Source organism: Xenorhabdus ishibashii, assembly GCF_002632755.1.
Taxonomy (GTDB): Bacteria; Pseudomonadota; Gammaproteobacteria; order Enterobacterales; family Enterobacteriaceae; genus Xenorhabdus; species Xenorhabdus ishibashii.
Genome location: NZ_NJAK01000001.1, coordinates 1,023,845 through 1,041,329, shown reverse-complemented (window position 1 = coordinate 1,041,329; position 17,485 = coordinate 1,023,845). Strand labels below are relative to the sequence as shown.

Here is a 17,485-nt window from a genome sequence, read left to right as displayed (position 1 = left end):
TGACTAAGTTTTTGAGACTGCTTGCTTGTCCTTGTCATCAGGGCTGATAAAGCTCTCGATGATAATGAGAACAGCCCCGATGCAAATTGCAGAATCTGCAATATTAAAGGTAGGCCAGTGCCATTCTCCGACATAAAAATCGATGAAGTCGACAACAAAGCCATGCACCAGCCTATCAAACAAATTTCCCAAAGCACCACCAATCACTAAGGCGTAGGCAATATTGCTCAGTTTTTGCTTGGCATTGGAACGATACATCATTACCAGCAGTACAACTGTGATGGCAACGGCCACCAATGCAAAGAACCAACGCTGCCAACCCCCCTTATCGGCCAGAAAACTAAAGGCTGCCCCTAAATTCTGGGCGTAAGTCAGATTGAAATAAGGTATCAATGGCATGGATTCGTACAGCGTGAAATGCTGCAACACTAAGAGCTTGCTTCCCAAATCCAGGATTAATACCACAACAACCAGCCAAAGCCAGCGAAGTCCGGTGGAACAAATGGGTTTACTCATCAGGCAAATTTACGCTCTTCGCCGTTACCGGCAACGTTAGTCACACAGCGGCCGCAAAGTTCTGCATGTTCCGCCACCAGGCCCACGTTTTTAGCATAGTGCCAGCAACGTGGACATTTTTCGCCGTCTGCTTTGCGCAAAGCCACTTTAAGACCGGCAATTTCGCTTTGTTGCGCATCATCACCGGAGGCTGCATAAGCAGCAACTTCAACCTGAGAGGTCAGCAGGACAAAGCGCAGTTCGTCAGACAATTTGTTGAGTTTTTCCGCCAGAGCTTCATCTGCATAGAGTGTGACAGCCGCTTCCAGTGAACTGCGGATATGTTTATCATTACGAGCCTGTTCCAGCACTTTATTCACTTCGCTACGTACTGACAACAGATCAGCCCAGAAAGTATCGTTCATATCTTCGCCATCTGCCAGACCAAACAGTCCGTCATACCACTCTTCGGTAAAGACGTATTGAGCACGTTTACCTGGCAATTCATGCCAAATTTCATCAGCAGTAAACGACAGAATCGGCATCATCCAGCGAACCAGTGCTTCTGCGATATGGAATAATGCAGTCTGGCAGCTACGACGAGCAAGGCCATCACTTTTCGCGGTATATTGGCGATCTTTGATGATATCCAGATAGAACGAACCCATTTCCACGGAACAGAATTGCATCAGGCGTTGAACTACAGAGTGGAAATCATACTCTTCATAGTATTTAAGGATATCTGCTTGTGCGGCTTGAGCGCGACCTACAGCCCAGCGATCCAGAACAACCATATCTTCTGCTTTTACCATGTGCTCTTCTGGGTTGAAACCATTCAGGTTTGCCAACAGGAAGCGGGCGGTGTTGCGGATACGGCGGTAAGCATCAGCAGAACGTTTCAAGATCTCATCAGAAACAGCGATTTCGCCAGTATAGTCAGTAGCTGCTACCCATAAACGCAGGATATCTGCGCCCAGTTTGTTCATCACATCTTGCGGACTGACAGTATTGCCGATGGATTTGGACATTTTACGCCCTTGTTCATCAACGGTGAAACCATGAGTCAGAACCTGACGGTAAGGAGCTTTGCCTTTGATTGCTGTGGACAGCATCAGTGAAGACATGAACCAGCCACGGTGCTGGTCAGAACCTTCCAGATACAGATCGGCTGAATTGCCGTTGAATTCTGGACGGGCATCCACAACCGAAGAATGGGTACTGCCTGAATCAAACCAGACATCCAGTGTATCTGGCGCCTTGGTGTAATCTGCGGCTTCATCACCCAACAGGTCTGCTGCGTCCAGATCCCACCATGCCTGAATGCCATCGACTTCAACGCGTTTAGCGACTTCTTCGATCAATTCAACGGTACGAGGATGTGGCTCTTGTGTCTCTTTATGAATGAACAGAGACATGGGTACGCCCCATGTACGCTGGCGAGAAATACACCAGTCTGGACGATTTTCTACCATTGACTCGATACGCGCTTGTCCCCAACCAGGTATCCACTGAACGTCTTTGATCTCTTTTAGAGATTGTGCACGTAAACCATTTTTGTCCATGCTGATGAACCATTGTGGTGTTGCACGGAAGATGATGGGTTTTTTGTGGCGCCAGCAACACGGGTAGCTGTGTTGGATTTTTGCCAGACTTAGCAATGTGCCTTTCTCTTTCAGCAATTCAACAATGATGTCATTGGCTTTAAAGACAAATTGTCCATCCAGAGCAGGATAAGTGCCAGAGAGATAGCAGCCATTCGGGCCAACCGGATTGGCGATTTCAAGGCCATATTTTAAGCTGATAGAATAATCGTCTGGACCGTGACCACCCGCGGTATGTACTGCACCTGTCCCTGCTTCAAGCGTTACGTGATCACCGAGGATGGCGGGAACATCGTAGCTCATGAATGGATGGTTGAAGCGCAACAGCTCCAGAGCTGCGCCCGTGCAATCGCCTAAAACTTCCCATGCAGTGATACCCGCGCGCTGCATAACGCTTTCGACAAGTTCAGCCGCCAGAATGACGCATTCATCATTGACTTTGACCAACTGGTAGGTAATTTCCGCACCTAAGGCAATTGCACGGTTTGCTGGTAATGTCCACGGAGTGGTTGTCCAGATGATTAAAGAAACAGGAAGCCCTTGTGGTTGTACATCAAATTTGGCGTACACGGCACCAGCATCAACAGCCGTGAAACGCACGTCGATAGAAGGGGAGGTTTTATCGTAATATTCCACTTCCGCTTCGGCGAGGGAGGAACCGCAGTCAGTACACCAATGAACGGGTTTTACGCCTTTCAGCAAGTGCCCATTTTTGATAATACGGCCTAGTGCACGAATGATGTCAGCTTCGGTTTTGAAATCCATGGTCAGGTAAGGTTTATCCCAATCGCCCAGTACCCCCAGACGTTTGAAGTCCGCTTTCTGTGCTTCGACCTGAGTCATGGCATATTTACGGCACTCAGCACGGAATTCAGCGGCGGAAAATTTTTCCCCTGGCTTGCCGATAATCTGCTCAACCTTGAGCTCAATAGGCAAACCGTGGCAGTCCCAACCCGGAATATAAGGCGAGTCGAAGCCTGATAACCCCTTGGACTTAATGACAATATCTTTGAGAATTTTATTAACTGAGTGACCAATATGAATATCGCCGTTTGCATAGGGAGGGCCATCATGCAAAATAAACGTTTTCTTGCCAGATTTTGCTTTTCTAATTGCCTGATACAAACCTTCTTTGTACCAACGTTTCAACATATCTGGTTCGCGCTTAGCTAAATCCCCGCGCATAGGGAACCCTGTTTCCGGTAAGTTCAGGGTGTCTTTATAGTCACTCATTATCGATTCTCAATTCCAATTTTCCGCTAGATACATGACTTGGATTGCTGCAAGAGATAGTCCCTCGCAGTAACCACATCATTTGCGATTTGCTGTTTAAGCGCATCAAGCGAAGCAAATCGCTGCTCATTACGCAATTTTTTACGTAATACCACATCAATATGACGCCCATACAGATCCATTTGGGTATCAATCAAATGCACTTCAAGTTGCAGGCCAAGGCCGGCAACTGTGGGGCGATTGCCTATGTTTGCAACACCCGGTAGGGGGATATCGCCCAGTCCGTGGACTTCAACAGCATAAACGCCCTTAACGGGCGCAACGAGACGTTTCAACGGTAAGTTGGCAGTGGGAAAACCGATAGTGCGTCCCAATTGCTTACCGTGAACAACTCTGCCGCTTATACTGTAAGGGTGCCCCAGTAATATTTCAGCCAAGGCCAGATCATCACTTTGCAGTGCCTGACGAATGGCTGTACTGCTGATCCTAAGACCGCTGTCACAAAAACTGTCTGTGCTGGCGACATCAAAACGGTATTGTTGGCCTGCTTGCTGTAAATAGTGGAAATCTCCGCGGCGATTTTTGCCAAAACGGAAATCATCTCCTATTGCCAGAAACTTAACACCCAGTTTTTCAACGAGCAACTGTGAAACAAAGGTTTCAGGTGAATTGGCTGCAAAATGTTTGTCAAATTTCACACATAACAGATAATCAACGCCATTTTGGGCTAGATACTTTATTTTATCTCTCAGCCTGGTCAGGCGAGCTGGCGCTTTATCTGCCACAAAAACTTCCAGAGGCTGCGGTTCGAAAATCATAACCATTGTCGGTAATCCGAGACGCTGCCCTTCTTGCTTCAAGTGTTTTAATAAAGCTTGATGCCCGCGATGGACACCATCAAAATTACCAATCGTCAGCACGCAACCATGGTGACGCGCCCGGATATTGTGTATACCGCGAATTAGCTCCATAGCTGGCTCAATACCGTGGAAATTGTCGGATTATACCTTGTACAACGCTCAAGGTTAACCCACGATCACAAAGGGTTTTAATTAATAACCTGATTCATACAATAAAAATAGGCTAGATGCCCGAAAAATATTTAATTTATCGCATTTCTCTGTGGTTCATTCAGTTTTTTATTGCGAAAGACTGTATTCCCTCTGAGTAAGCTGATAAAATCCCGCCCCATCACAACGTAACCAGCGTCGCTGTACAACGACGCTTATTTGCACAAATCCATTGACAAAAGAAGGCTGAACAGGCATATTCCTCGGCCTTTGAATTGTCCTCGATAGAATATATTTGGGAGTTGGACCTTGGCTAATATCAAATCAGCTAAGAAACGCGCCGTACAGTCTGAGAAACGCCGTCAGCACAATGCGAGCCGTCGTTCTATGGTGCGCACTTTTATCAAGAAAGTATACGCGGCTATCGCTGCTGGCGATAAAGAAGCTGCACAGAAAGCATTCAATGACATGCAACCAATTGTTGATCGTCACGCCTGCAAAGGTCTGATCCACAAAAACAAAGCAGCACGTCATAAATCTGCTCTGGCAGCACAAATCAAAGCGATGTAATCATACGTTTTGATAATGCTAAAAAAACCGGCTTTACGCCGGTTTTTTTGTCTCTGCTGGTTTTGATGTGCTAGTTTTAATCTGCTGATTTTAAATGATAATTTTAATATAATTTTTCAGGGCGACTTTTTGGCGGTGAGCTAAATAAAGCAGAAAAGTCTTTGTTACACACGCGCTGGACTGCCGGATGCTGAATCATACGCTCGGCGAAGATGACGTAATATTCTTCCTGTACAGTATCCAATCGGCCTATCTCAACAATATCACTATCAGCAAAAATATCATTGGCGTAGAAAGAAGGCGCAATGAAAATGGCGTTGTGATACAGACCAAATGCTTTCATCAAAGCGGCATCATCAAATTCGCCCAGCACTTCAACTTCAAGATTTTTATTACGTATCCATGTCAGGAGCTTTCTGCCTAACATAGAGCGGCGCCCCGGAATTAATAAACGGCGCTCTTCCAAACATGCTGGAAAGGGTTTTTCTGGGATCGGTTGGCGGCAGTAAAAACTGATATTACATTCCCCCAATTTCACTGAAAACAATCCTTCCTGTTGAGAAGAATCCACTGGGCAATCGGATAGGATCATATCCAGCTTATGCTGGCTAAGTTGTTCAAGCAGCATTTCATGTGTCGATTCAAAACAACGCAAGTGGATCTTTTCGTGCTCTACAACGGTTGTTTCCAGTACCTTACTCACTAAACGTTTAGACAGTGCATCAGCGACACCCACATCAAACAGCAGATTTGATTCTCGGCTGTAAGTAACGATATCCATCATTTCCTGACTGAGTGTAAACATCTTATCCGCATAGCGAAAAATTAATTGCCCCAGTTCTGAGGGTACTAATCCTCTTCCTTGCCGCTTGAATAATTTCCCATCCAGACGTTCTTCCAACGCCTTTATCTGTCCTGTAATGGTTTGTGGTGTCAGGTATAGCGCTTCTGCCGCTCCTACAACAGAGCCTTCCTTGCAAACGTGCCAAAAATAATAGAGGTGGTTAAAATTTAAATGTGAAACCCGCATATATTTATCCTTGTGTATTGCCCCACATCTGTATAACAGCCGTGACCATACATTTCAGGTCGCCAGATTATGGCGTTTTCCTATTTTTCTATCACTATTTTTTATTACTATGAAAATATTCGCGGTATCGCAGTTATAGCATCGCAGTTATAAAAGTTTTACCGCGAATATTAAGAGAATGTATTACCTCGGAAATTCTTTCTATATCTGTGCTTAAATTAGACTATTCATCTATTTTTGACCACGTTTTTTCTTCGGTAACAGTATGGTGAGTAATCCATAACCAACAACAGCCGCGGTTGTGGAACCAATCAATATACCTAAGCGGGAATAAGTGTTGAAGGTATCATTGAGGCCTTCAAACGCCAGACCGGAGATAAAGATAGACATGGTAAAACCGATTCCACACAATACGGAAACAGCGAAGATTTGTCTCATGCCAATTTTTTCCGGCAATTTGGCGATCCCCAGTTTTACCGAAATCCAGCTAAACAGGAAAATGCCCAACGGTTTACCAATAAACAGACCAAGTGCAATGCCTATCGGCAATATACTGGTTAAACCATCTAATGTAACACCCTGTAGTGAGACACCTGCATTGGCAAAAGCAAATAGTGGCAGAATGAGATAAGCAACCCATGAATGCAGTTCATGCTCCAGAGTTTCAGAGGGTGACTCACCTTTTTTATCTCTAAGGGGGATCAAGAATCCAACAATCACGCCGGCCAGTGTGGCATGAACACCTGATTTCAAGATGCACACCCATAAAACAGCACCAACAATCAGATAAGCGGATGTTTTAGCTATTCCTTTCCAATTCATCCAGGCCAATAATCCAATCATGGCTGTAGCCAAGCCTAATGCTGCGAGGGATACTGTTTTGGTATAGAACAAAGCGATAATGATGATGACACCCAAATCATCAATGATCGCCAGCGCAAGCAAAAAGACTTTTAATGCGGTGGGAACACGTTTCCCCAACAACGCCATGATCCCTAGTGCAAAAGCAATATCTGTTGCGCAGGGAATTGCCCAACCTTGTTGGGTGATTTCATCACTGCCATTAAACAGCAGATAGATCAATGCCGGAGCTAACATCCCCCCAAGTGCAGCAATGGCGGGGAAAATGGCTTTGTCGCGACCAGCAAGTGAGCCTTCCATGAGTTCCCGTTTCACTTCCAGCCCGACAATGAGAAAAAATACGGACATTAACCCATCATTGATCCAGAGTAATAATGGTTTGTTGATTTCCAGCGCTGCGAATTGCACTGCAACAGGAAGGTTGAGAAATTGATGATAAATACCCTGCAATGGCGTATTCGCCATAACCAGCGCAATAATGGCCGCTATAATGAGAAGGATCCCTCCAGCAGCTTCTAATTTCAAAAATTGGCGAATGATTGCAGTCATGGATAAATTAACTTATGAAATTGAATCAAGGTCATGCATGTTATGCTAGTCATGACATCGGAAAAAGAAGGTTATTTGTGCGATATAAATCGCAATATCCGAATTGTAACATAATGAAATAATATTTTTCGAAATTTTGATAAATTACACTGCATAACAGAAGAAATTTTAATCATTATTTGTGCTAACAATATGAGTAAAATACTCCATGACAACGTTACTTTTCCTGTTTGTCCTTGGCGCTGCGTTGTTACATGCCAGTTGGAATGCTTTAGTTAAAATTAGCGCAGATCGGTTCTTGGGCATTTCAATCATTGTCTTCTTTGCCGGAATTATCGCCACATTGGGACTGTTTTGGGTTGGATTGCCATCATTATCCTCTCTGCCGTGGTTAATCGTCTCTGCTGTTTTACATACGGCTTATTGTCTGTTTTTAAGCCGCTCTTATGCTACTGGAGATTTGGGTCAGGTATATCCAATTGCCAGAGGTTGTGCGCCACTCATTACCGCTTTATTTAGTTGGGTCATCTTGCAGGAAATATTGCCGCCCCTTGCCATGTTGGGAGTAGGGCTAATTATCGTGGGGATTATGTTAATTGCTTTTCCATACGGGAAAAATTCTCTTCAACTGGATCGCAAAACGTTAATTGCAGCAATCACAACATCGGTATTTACCGCTGGTTATACTTTATCCGATGGAGCAGGCTCCAGAGCCAGCGATAATGCTTTGACCTATATCTTATGGCTGTTTGCGATTAATGGCTGGGTAATGGGCGCGATTATGTATTTCCGATATTGGAATACTGCCGGAAGGTTGCTTCATCAACACTGGAAACAGGGAATATTGGGTGGGCTGATGCAATTACTAAGTTATGGTATCGTGATTTGGGCAATGGGGCATGCGCCCATCGTGCTGATTGCGGCATTGCGCGAAACTAGCGTGTTATTTGCAATGTTGTTGTCTGTCGTTATCTTGCGGGAACCGTTTAACAAAATGCGATTATTAGCTTGTATTGTGATTGTGGCTGGGGTTATTGGTACGAAGCTAGGATAACTTCCCTTTAAAATTGAAGGTAATTTAATAGATTAGAAATCCCGCCTGATTATCAATACATTAGAAAGATAATCAGGCGGGATTTATGCGAGATCTCACAAAAGCATTAAATTACTTAGTCAGATCATCAAAAAATTTCTTCACGCCATCAAGGAAACTTTTGGAGCGAGGGCTGTTGGTTTCACCGCTTTTCCCGCCAAAAGATTCGCCCAGTTTACGCATCAGCTCTTTCTGCTCTTCATTCAGCTTAACCGGTGTTTCTACTACGACACGGCAAAGCAAGTCGCCCTGAACACCGCCACGGACGGATTTAACACCTTTCCCTTTCATACGGAACAACTTGCCAGTTTGGGTTTCCGCAGGGATTTTTAGGCTGACACGGCCATCAAGGGTTGGAACTTCAATTTCGCCACCCAATGCAGCGGTTGCGAAGTTGATTGGAACTTCACAATAGAGGTTGCTGCCATCGCGTTCGAAGATATGGTGAGGTTTGACTTGCACCTGAACGTACAGATCGCCGGATGGTGCACCGTGTTCACCTGCTTCACCTTCACCACTCAAACGAATACGATCGCCGGTGTCGACGCCTGATGGAATTTTAACAGACAGTGTCTTGTATTTTTCAACCCGACCATGCCCATGACATTTAGCGCAAGGCTCTTTGATGATTTTTCCGCGTCCATGACACTGCGGACAAGCCTGCTGGACTGCGAAGAACCCTTGACGCATTTGTACCTGACCTGCCCCGTGACAGGTTGGGCAAGTTTCTGGGCTGGTGCCCGCTTTAGCTCCGCTACCGTGACAGGTATCACAAGATTCCAGTGTAGGGATGCGGATCTCTTTGGTCACACCACGGACAGCTTCTTCCAGGGTTAATTCCATGCTGTAACGCAGGTCTGAGCCACGGCTAGGACGCTGCTGACGACGACCACCACCGAAAATATCTCCGAAAACGTCACCAAAGATATCGCTAAAGTCAGCTCCGCCACCGAAACCACCGGCGCCACCGCCCATGCCACCCTGTTCAAAGGCAGCGTGACCATATTGGTCATAAGCAGCTCGTTTCTGAGAATCTGTCAGGATCTCATACGCTTCTTTAATTTCTTTGAATTTACTTTCTGATTCTTTATCACCCTGATTACGGTCTGGATGATATTTCATTGCCAGCCGTTTATAGGCTTTTTTGATCTCTTTTTCGTCTGCAGTTTTGGAAACTCCCAAAACTTCATAATAATCTTTTTTTGCCATCGTATTGTTTACCCTTAACACGCACGCACGGGCGTAGAGTTACCTCAACGCCCGTGCCAGTTAACAAGTAACAGGCGCCCTGTTACTTTGCCCGCTAAGGGCTATTATTTTTTGTCTTTAACTTCTTCGAATTCAGCGTCTACAACGTCGTCGTCTTTCTTCGCGTTGCTTGCGCCAGCATCGGCAGCACCAGCCTGGGCTTGCTGTTGTGCAATTTCCAGCAGTTTCTTGGATGCTTCAACCAGGGCTTGGATCTTCGCTTCAATTTCAGCTTTATCTTCACCTTTCGCAGCCGTTTCCAGCTCAGAAGTTGCTTTCTCGATTGCCGCTTTATCATCCGCAGTGAGTTTGTCACCCGCTTCTTCAACTTGCTTACGCGTGCCGTGGATCAATTGGTCAGCCTGGTTACGGATCTGAACCAACTCTTCAAACTTACGGTCAGCTTCTGCGTTTGCTTCTGCGTCACGTACCATCTGTTGGATTTCTTCTTCGTTCAACCCAGAAGATGCCTTGATGGTGATGTTTTGCTCACGACCTGAGTTTTTGTCTTTCGCAGAAACGTGCAGGATGCCGTCAGCATCGATATCGAAAGTCACTTCGATCTGCGGAGTGCCGCGCATTGCTGGCTGAATACCATCCAGGTTGAACTGACCCAGAGATTTGTTATCACTGGCACGCTTACGCTCACCCTGTAGTACATGGATCGTTACCGCAGACTGGTTGTCTTCCGCTGTAGAGAACACTTGACTATGTTTAGTTGGAATAGTGGTGTTCTTAGAAATCAGGGAAGTCATCACGCCGCCCATGGTTTCAATACCCAGAGACAGTGGAGTGACGTCCAGCAGCAGAACGTCTTTCACGTCACCTGCCAGTACACCGCCCTGAACTGCTGCACCCATTGCAACTGCTTCGTCTGGGTTCACGTCTTTACGTGGCTCTTTGCCGAAGAAATCTGCCACGGCTTTCTGCACCATTGGCATACGAGTCTGACCACCAACCAGAATAACGTCGTTGACGTCAGAGACAGACAGGCCAGCATCATTCAGTGCGACTTTCAGAGGCTCGATAGAACGTTTAACCAAGTCTTCAACCAGAGATTCCAGTTTTGCACGAGTCACTTTAATGTTCATGTGCTTAGGACCGGTTGCATCTGCTGTGATGTATGGCAGATTTACATCAGTCTGCTGTGCAGAAGAAAGTTCGATCTTCGCTTTTTCTGCTGCTTCTTTCAGACGCTGCATTGCCAGTGGGTCATTACGCAGGTCAATGCCTTGTTCTTTCTTAAATTCATCAACCAGATAGTTGATCATACGGCTATCGAAGTCTTCACCACCTAAGTGGGTATCACCATTGGTTGCCAGAACTTCATACGTTTTTTCGCCATCAACTTCATCGATTTCGATGATAGAGATATCGAAAGTACCACCACCCAAGTCATAAACCGCGATGGTGCGGTTGCCCACTTCTCTATCCAGGCCGTAAGCCAGTGCAGCCGCAGTTGGTTCGTTGATGATACGCTTAACTTCCAGACCTGCGATACGGCCAGCATCTTTAGTTGCCTGACGCTGTGCATCGTTGAAGTATGCAGGAACAGTGATAACAGCTTCGGTTACTGGCTCACCCAGATAGTCTTCCGCTGTTTTCTTCATTTTTTTCAGAACTTCAGCAGAAACCTGAGGTGGTGCTATTTTTTGGCCTTTCACTTCCAGCCACGCATCGCCGTTATCCGCACCCATGATTTTGTATGGCATGATAGATACGTCACGCTGTACTTCTTCATCCTGGAAACGACGGCCAATCAAGCGCTTAATGGCGAACAGGGTGTTTTGCGGGTTAGTAACAGCCTGACGTTTAGCTGGTTGACCAACCAGAGTTTCACCATCCTGAGTATATGCGATGATAGAAGGTGTGGTACGGTCACCTTCGCTGTTTTCAAGCACACGAGTCGTTGTGCCGTCCATAATTGCTACACAAGAGTTGGTAGTTCCCAAGTCGATACCAATAATTTTACCCATCTAAACGCCTCCACAAAAAATTCATATATTCGGTCAAGTTACTAGCTATATGAGGGCGAATGTTTGCTTTTCAATGGCTTTATTTGCCAGAAATTCCTCATTTTATTTTTCAGCTAATGCTGAAATATTCAGTAGTAACTGTAGTTGAGACTTAGATGGGGTCATTCATCTCATCATCAAGGGGAGAATTGAAAAAAAAGTGAGATTTAATAAAAAAATTTTTCACAGGCCATTGTGTAGTTGATGTCATCACATTATGATCCGCCGCCTTTTCTGATTTATTGGTGCAGGAAAGCGCCACGATAAATTTTTTAACATTTTGTTTTATTTAAGTTTTTAGGGGAAATATGCATTCTAATCAGTTGGCAAACCCAGGCCCACTGGGTTTAATGGGTTTTGGCATGACAACCATTTTGTTGAATCTGCACAATGCAGGTTTTTTCCCATTAGCCTCGGCAATTTTGAGCATGGGAATTTTTTACGGTGGTTTGGCTCAGGTTCTGGCCGGTATTTTTGAGTACAAAAAAGGAAATACGTTTGCTGCAACCGCATTTACCTCTTACGGTCTGTTTTGGTTGAGCCTGATCGCTTTGCTCTTCCTGCCAAAGATGGGATTGGCTGAAGCAACCAGCCAAGAGTTCCTTGGCGTTTATCTCGCTCTGTGGGGAATTTTCACGCTGTTTATGTTCTTTGGTACATTGAAAGCTAACCGTGTCCTGCAATTTGTCTTTGGTAGCCTGACGTTGCTGTTTGCATTGCTGGCAATTGGTAATATCACTGGCAACGCCAATATCTTGACCTTCGCGGGTTTTGAAGGCGTTATCTGTGGTGCGAGTGCTTTTTATCTGGCAATGGCTGAAGTTCTGAATGAACAATATGGTCGTACTGTCCTGCCGATTGGTGAAGTGAAACACGCTTAACTGTTTTTAGACAGGATGAGTGATCTATGCTCATCCTGTATTTGACTCATCCCCCTAACCCTACAGCAGTAATCACTTTTCTGCCGAGTTTGGTGGTGACCCCATTTTCTTTAGTTGGCAATTGATCAACTTAATTTCTCTTGTACCCAATTAAGACTGCTTTGATATTCTGTTGGTAATAGTGAGGCTAATGTTTGCAACGTTGTTTTCAATGTCCCCTTATCTGTATGGGTCACATTTAAGTGCCCCACCTTACGTGCCGGACGAACCTCTTTTTCATACCAATGTAAACGAACCAGCGGCAAACTCAGCCACGCAGGATTTATCTCCGTACCGATCAGGTTGATCATAACGGATGGTGCAAAGATTTTTGGTTGTGGCATAGGAAGATTCAATATTGCCCGCAGGTGAAGTTCAAACTGGCTGATAGAAGCGCCGTTTTGCGTCCAGTGACCGCTATTGTGAACTCGTGGCGCCAATTCATTGATCAACAAATTATTGCCAACAATAAAACATTCCATCGCCATAACACCAACATAGTTCAGTTGATTCATAATGGCAGATAGCATCTGTTCTGCTTGTTGTTGAAATGGTTTATCGTCACCATTATCAGGCAAAGCAACGCTGGTACGTAAAATACCTTCCTGATGCAAATTGTGAGTTAGCGTATAGAATACTGATTCACCTTTGGCATTACGGGCACCCACCAGCGATACTTCCCCCGAAAATGGAATGCCCTGTTCTACAATACATTCACCGTAAATTTCAGGAGGAAGAGTTGTTTCATCACCCGGCCGGATACGCCATTGACCACGCCCGTCATAGCCTCCTGTCCGTCGTTTCACAATGATGAAATTCCCTAATTCCGCAAATAACTGTGGCCATTGTTCGGGCGTGGAAAGCAGTTTCCACGGTGCGGTTGCCAGGCCCAACATATCCATGAGCTGCTTTTGTGGCAAGCGATCCGCCAGTTGAGGGAAAATATCACGATTGATAAAAGCCTTATGATGAGCCAATTCGCGGGTTAATGCGGTTTCTGGCCAACGTTCAATTTCTGCGGTGATAATGCTGTTTTGATAAGGCACTGCTTCCGGTTCGGCATCCAAGCCGACAGGATAGACAGCAATTCCCAATGGTTCACCGGCTTGACGCAGCATTCTGCCTAACTGACCATTTCCCAATACACAAACGGGCTTCATGCATCCTCCCGTGGATCTGGGTTATCCAAAACAGTCTGGGTTTGTGCGCTACGCCAATCGGACAAACGTTGAAACAGCGCACTGTCATGCAAGGCCAGAATCTGGGCAGCCAGCAATGCGGCATTCGCTGCTCCTGCCTTGCCGATAGCCAGTGTACCTACGGGGATACCTTTTGGCATTTGAACGATAGAATACAGGCTATCAACACCACTAAGCGCCGCGCTTTGTACAGGAACTCCAAACACAGGCACTAAGGTCTTGGCTGCCAGCATCCCCGGTAAATGTGCTGCCCCACCTGCACCAGCGATAATCACATCAAAACCGTTTTCTTTCGCCTGTTCTGCAAAATGAAAAAGTTTATCTGGTGTTCGGTGTGCCGAAACAATTTCAACATGAAAAGGAATAGCGAGTTCGGTCAGGATATCGGCTGTATGTTGCATCGTTGCCCAGTCGCTTTTAGAACCCATAACAATGGCAATTTTGGTGTGTTTTTGGGGTTCTATTTCTGTTGGAAGAGTCATTGTCGGAGTTATAGCTGTTGTGGGATGATCAGAGCTGGACGTCATAAATCAGATGCTCCTGTATTGGGTGTCTACCAGAACAAAGTGAAATTTCAGACGGCGGATCATATCATGCTAATAGCCCAGGGAAAACGTTTGCGTCGTTTGATTTGTCGATTTTTGCAAAATAGGCGGAAGGTGTTTATAAGGGGAAGGATATCAACTCAATCGCCGTTTCTGTCACTTTGAACATTGAACCTTGCTCATGCCATGCCCCTAATACACCGCGATGCACGGTTTTATCGCCAAACTGAATATCGTGTATTGCGGGGCGGTGAGTATGCCCGTGAATTATCCAATCTGCCTGATATCTTTTAAAATGCTCGATAACCGCCTCTTGATTAACATCCATAATAGATGTGGATTTTTGGCTGTTAGCATATTCGCTACCTGCTCGCATTTTAGCTGCAATTTTCAAGCGGATAAATAAAGGGAGAAGCAGGAATAGCCGTTGTATCCACGGAGTATGTACTCGCTTACGGTACTGCTGATAGTTGATATCATCGGTGCATAGCGTGTCACCATGCAAAATCAGAATACGTTTATCGTGTAGTTCCAGCACTTTTTCCTGTGGCAGCAGAATCAAGCCGCTCTCTCTGGCAAAACGGGAGCCGAGCAGAAAATCACGATTGCCGTGAATGAAATAACAGGGAATACCTTTTTGTTTCAATTCATTAAGTGCTTTGGCGATTTTAATATGCAATGGGTTGGGGTCATCATCACCAATCCAGTAATCAAAAAAATCACCGAGGATATAGAGACTTTCAGCGTGGATTGCATCCTCACGTAAAAAACGCAGAAAACCGGCAGTAATTGCCGGCTCTTGTTCACTGAGATGCAAGTCTGCAATAAACAGTGTACTCATATAGCGTCTAACAGTAATTATTCGCCAACGGTGACACGTTCAATGATCACATCTTCATGTGGCACATCTTGGTGCATACCGCTGCGGCCAGTGGAAACGCCTTTGATTTTATCAACAACGTCCATGCCTTCAACGACTTCGGCAAATACGCAATAACCCCATCCATCTGGACGCTCTGAACGGAAGTTAAGAAAATCATTATCGACAACGTTAATGAAGAACTGAGCTGTTGCAGAGTGTGGATCATTGGTGCGTGCCATTGCGAGGGTGCCACGGCTGTTTTTCAGGCCATTGTTGGCTTCGTTTTTGATAGGATCCTTAGCCATTTTCTGCTTCATACCTGGTTCAAAGCCACCGCCTTGAATCATAAAGCCATTGATAACACGATGAAAAATCGTGTTGTTGTAAAAACCTTCCGAGCAGTAACTCAGGAAGTTTTCAACAGTGACAGGCGCTTTATCAGCGAATGTTTTGATTACGATATCGCCAAAATTGGTGTGGAAAGTCACCATAATAAAAATCCTAGTAATAGTTTTGATTGGCCCTGTAATTAGGGGATTCGGAACAACCGCTGTTATATCATATCTCAGATTTTGAGTCAGTATTCAGGAATCGTATCAGAACAAGGTGGCTTACAGCACTTGCAAACCATTACATATCAAGGTGAAATATCGTGTCGGGCTTCTCCATATCCTCGTTTATTTATCTTGCTGATAAAGAAGCCTATAATCAGCCAATTCACTTAATTTTATTGCACGTACATTAATTTTTACGGAAAACCCACTGATGCTAAAAATTTTCAACACTCTCAGCCGTCAAAAAGAAGAATTTAAGCCGATTCACGAAGGAAAGGTGGGCATGTACGTGTGTGGCATTACCATTTATGACTTGTGTCATATCGGTCATGGCAGAACATTTGTGGCATTCGACGTTATTGCTCGTTACCTGCGTTATCTGGGATATGATCTGACGTATGTCCGTAACGTCACTGATGTGGATGACAAAATTATTAAGCGTGCTATCGAAAATAATGAAGGTTGTGACGATTTAACCGCGCGTATGTTGACAGAAATGTATAGCGACTTTGATGCATTGAATATTCTGCGCCCTGATTTAGAGCCTCGTGCCACACAACATATATCGGAAATCATTGAAATCACGGAAGAGCTTATCAAGCGCGGTCACGCTTATGTTGCTGCTAATGGTGATGTTATGTTTTCCATTGACACCAATCCTGATTATGGCCTGCTTTCCCGTCAGGATCTGGAACAATTGCAGGCTGGTGCTCGTGTTGAAGTGGCAGAGGTAAAACGTAACCCGATGGATTTTGTGTTGTGGAAAATGTCCAAACCGGGTGAGCCGAGTTGGGAATCTCCGTGGGGAGCAGGCCGTCCGGGTTGGCATATTGAATGCTCCGCTATGAATAGCAAAACGCTGGGTCACCACTTTGATATCCACGGTGGTGGTTCTGATTTGATGTTCCCACACCACGAAAACGAGATTGCACAATCAACCTGTGCCCATGATGGTCCTTACGTCAATTATTGGATGCATTCCGGCATGGTCATGGTGGATAAAGAGAAGATGTCCAAATCATTGAACAACTTCTTTACTATCCGTGATGTGCTGGAGTATTACGATGCTGAAACCGTGCGTTATTTTTTATTATCCGGTCACTATCGCAGCCAGTTGAATTATACGGAAGAGAACCTGAAACAGGCACGCACTTCCCTTGAACGTCTGTATACTTCCTTGCGTGGTACAGATAAATCTGCCCAACCTGCTGGTGGAGAAACATTTGAAGCTCGTTTCGTTGAAGCAATGAACGATGATTTCAACACACCGGAAGCGTATTCAACCTTATTTGATATGGCGCGTGAGCTTAATCGTCTGAAAACAGAAGACATGGTTGCGGCTAACGGTCTGGCGGCTACTCTGCGTAAATTGGCAGGCATTCTTGGTCTTTTAGAACAAGAGCCAGAACACTTTTTGCAAGGCGGGGCACAGGCAGACGACGATGTTGCCCAAATCGAAGCGCTAATTAAGCAACGTAATGATGCGCGTAAAAATAAAGAATGGGCATTGGCCGATGCGGCGCGTGGCCAGTTAAATGACATGGGAATTGAGCTGGAAGATGGTCCGCAAGGAACAACATGGCGCCGTAAGTAATCGATTTTTAATTTATTGAACACAAGAACCGCCCCTTAGATGGGCGGTTTAGTTTTTAATGCCGTCGCGCTTTCATAGCGAGGTTTTTTAGTTGTAGTTTTTGTTG

The 17,485-nt window shown here is 45.3% G+C and carries 15 protein-coding genes; 4 read left to right on the top strand and 11 right to left on the bottom strand.

Going from position 1 to position 17,485, the window contains the following annotated elements:
• Window positions 1–3 precede the first annotated feature (3 nt).
• From lspA to ribF, 3 genes are read right to left on the bottom strand one after another with little or no spacing between them, the layout of a single operon-like run.
• Window positions 4–516 (bottom strand): signal peptidase II, encoded by a 513-nt coding sequence (lspA, locus tag Xish_RS04865; protein WP_099116948.1) that lies wholly within the window; start codon window positions 514–516, stop codon window positions 4–6.
• Entirely contained in the window at window positions 516–3,329 is a 2,814-nt protein-coding gene (gene ileS / locus Xish_RS04860; RefSeq protein WP_099116947.1) for an isoleucine--tRNA ligase, read from the bottom strand. Before ileS ends, lspA begins: the two co-directional genes overlap by 1 nt.
• A 26-nt stretch (window positions 3,330–3,355) precedes the next feature.
• Window positions 3,356–4,300 (bottom strand): bifunctional riboflavin kinase/FAD synthetase, encoded by a 945-nt coding sequence (gene ribF, locus Xish_RS04855; protein ID WP_099116946.1) that lies wholly within the window; start codon window positions 4,298–4,300, stop codon window positions 3,356–3,358.
• Window positions 4,301–4,648: 348 nt separating this feature from the next.
• On the opposite strand from ribF, the gene rpsT reads away from it, so the two are divergent.
• A complete protein-coding gene (rpsT, locus tag Xish_RS04845) occupies window positions 4,649–4,909 on the top strand; it encodes a 30S ribosomal protein S20 (RefSeq protein WP_038240544.1) in 261 nt (86 codons plus the stop codon).
• A 103-nt stretch (window positions 4,910–5,012) separates the two neighbouring features.
• Here rpsT and nhaR read toward each other — a convergent pair whose 3' ends face one another.
• Window positions 5,013–5,939 (bottom strand): transcriptional activator NhaR, encoded by a 927-nt coding sequence (nhaR, locus tag Xish_RS04840; protein WP_074023431.1) that lies wholly within the window; start codon window positions 5,937–5,939, stop codon window positions 5,013–5,015.
• Window positions 5,940–6,170: 231 nt separating this feature from the next.
• Window positions 6,171–7,349, bottom strand: a complete 1,179-nt coding sequence (gene nhaA / locus Xish_RS04835; protein ID WP_099116945.1) for a Na+/H+ antiporter NhaA — start codon at window positions 7,347–7,349, stop codon at window positions 6,171–6,173.
• A gap of 208 nt (window positions 7,350–7,557) precedes the next feature.
• Between nhaA and Xish_RS04830 the strand changes: the two genes are divergently transcribed.
• Entirely contained in the window at window positions 7,558–8,403 is an 846-nt protein-coding gene (locus Xish_RS04830; protein ID WP_099116944.1) for a DMT family transporter, read from the top strand.
• Window positions 8,404–8,514: 111 nt separating this feature from the next.
• Here Xish_RS04830 and dnaJ read toward each other — a convergent pair whose 3' ends face one another.
• Entirely contained in the window at window positions 8,515–9,651 is a 1,137-nt protein-coding gene (gene dnaJ, locus Xish_RS04825; protein ID WP_099116943.1) for a molecular chaperone DnaJ, read from the bottom strand.
• Between the two features lie 104 nt (window positions 9,652–9,755).
• A complete protein-coding gene (dnaK, locus tag Xish_RS04820; protein ID WP_099116942.1) occupies window positions 9,756–11,666 on the bottom strand; it encodes a molecular chaperone DnaK in 1,911 nt (636 codons plus the stop codon).
• 347 nt (window positions 11,667–12,013) lie between these two features.
• Here dnaK and satP point away from each other — a divergent pair, with 347 nt between their 5' ends.
• On the top strand, window positions 12,014–12,586 hold the full coding sequence (gene satP, locus Xish_RS04815; RefSeq protein ID WP_099116941.1) for an acetate uptake transporter: 573 nt from the start codon (window positions 12,014–12,016) through the stop codon (window positions 12,584–12,586).
• 125 nt (window positions 12,587–12,711) lie between these two features.
• On the opposite strand, the gene purK is transcribed toward satP, so the two are convergent.
• From purK to ppiB, 4 genes are all read right to left on the bottom strand, one after another.
• Entirely contained in the window at window positions 12,712–13,785 is a 1,074-nt protein-coding gene (gene purK / locus Xish_RS04810) for a 5-(carboxyamino)imidazole ribonucleotide synthase (protein ID WP_099116940.1), read from the bottom strand.
• Complete coding sequence (gene purE, locus Xish_RS04805) at window positions 13,782–14,306, bottom strand: 5-(carboxyamino)imidazole ribonucleotide mutase (protein WP_244186105.1); 525 nt, start codon at window positions 14,304–14,306, stop codon at window positions 13,782–13,784. Before purE ends, purK begins: the two co-directional genes overlap by 4 nt.
• 181 nt (window positions 14,307–14,487) lie before the next feature.
• Window positions 14,488–15,210, bottom strand: a complete 723-nt coding sequence (locus Xish_RS04800) for a UDP-2,3-diacylglucosamine diphosphatase (RefSeq protein ID WP_099116938.1) — start codon at window positions 15,208–15,210, stop codon at window positions 14,488–14,490.
• Window positions 15,211–15,227: 17 nt separating this feature from the next.
• Complete coding sequence (ppiB, locus tag Xish_RS04795) at window positions 15,228–15,722, bottom strand: peptidylprolyl isomerase B (RefSeq protein ID WP_099116937.1); 495 nt, start codon at window positions 15,720–15,722, stop codon at window positions 15,228–15,230.
• A gap of 274 nt (window positions 15,723–15,996) precedes the next feature.
• Between ppiB and cysS the strand changes: the two genes are divergently transcribed.
• A complete protein-coding gene (gene cysS, locus Xish_RS04790; RefSeq protein ID WP_099116936.1) occupies window positions 15,997–17,379 on the top strand; it encodes a cysteine--tRNA ligase in 1,383 nt (460 codons plus the stop codon).
• Window positions 17,380–17,485: the final 106 nt, after the last annotated feature.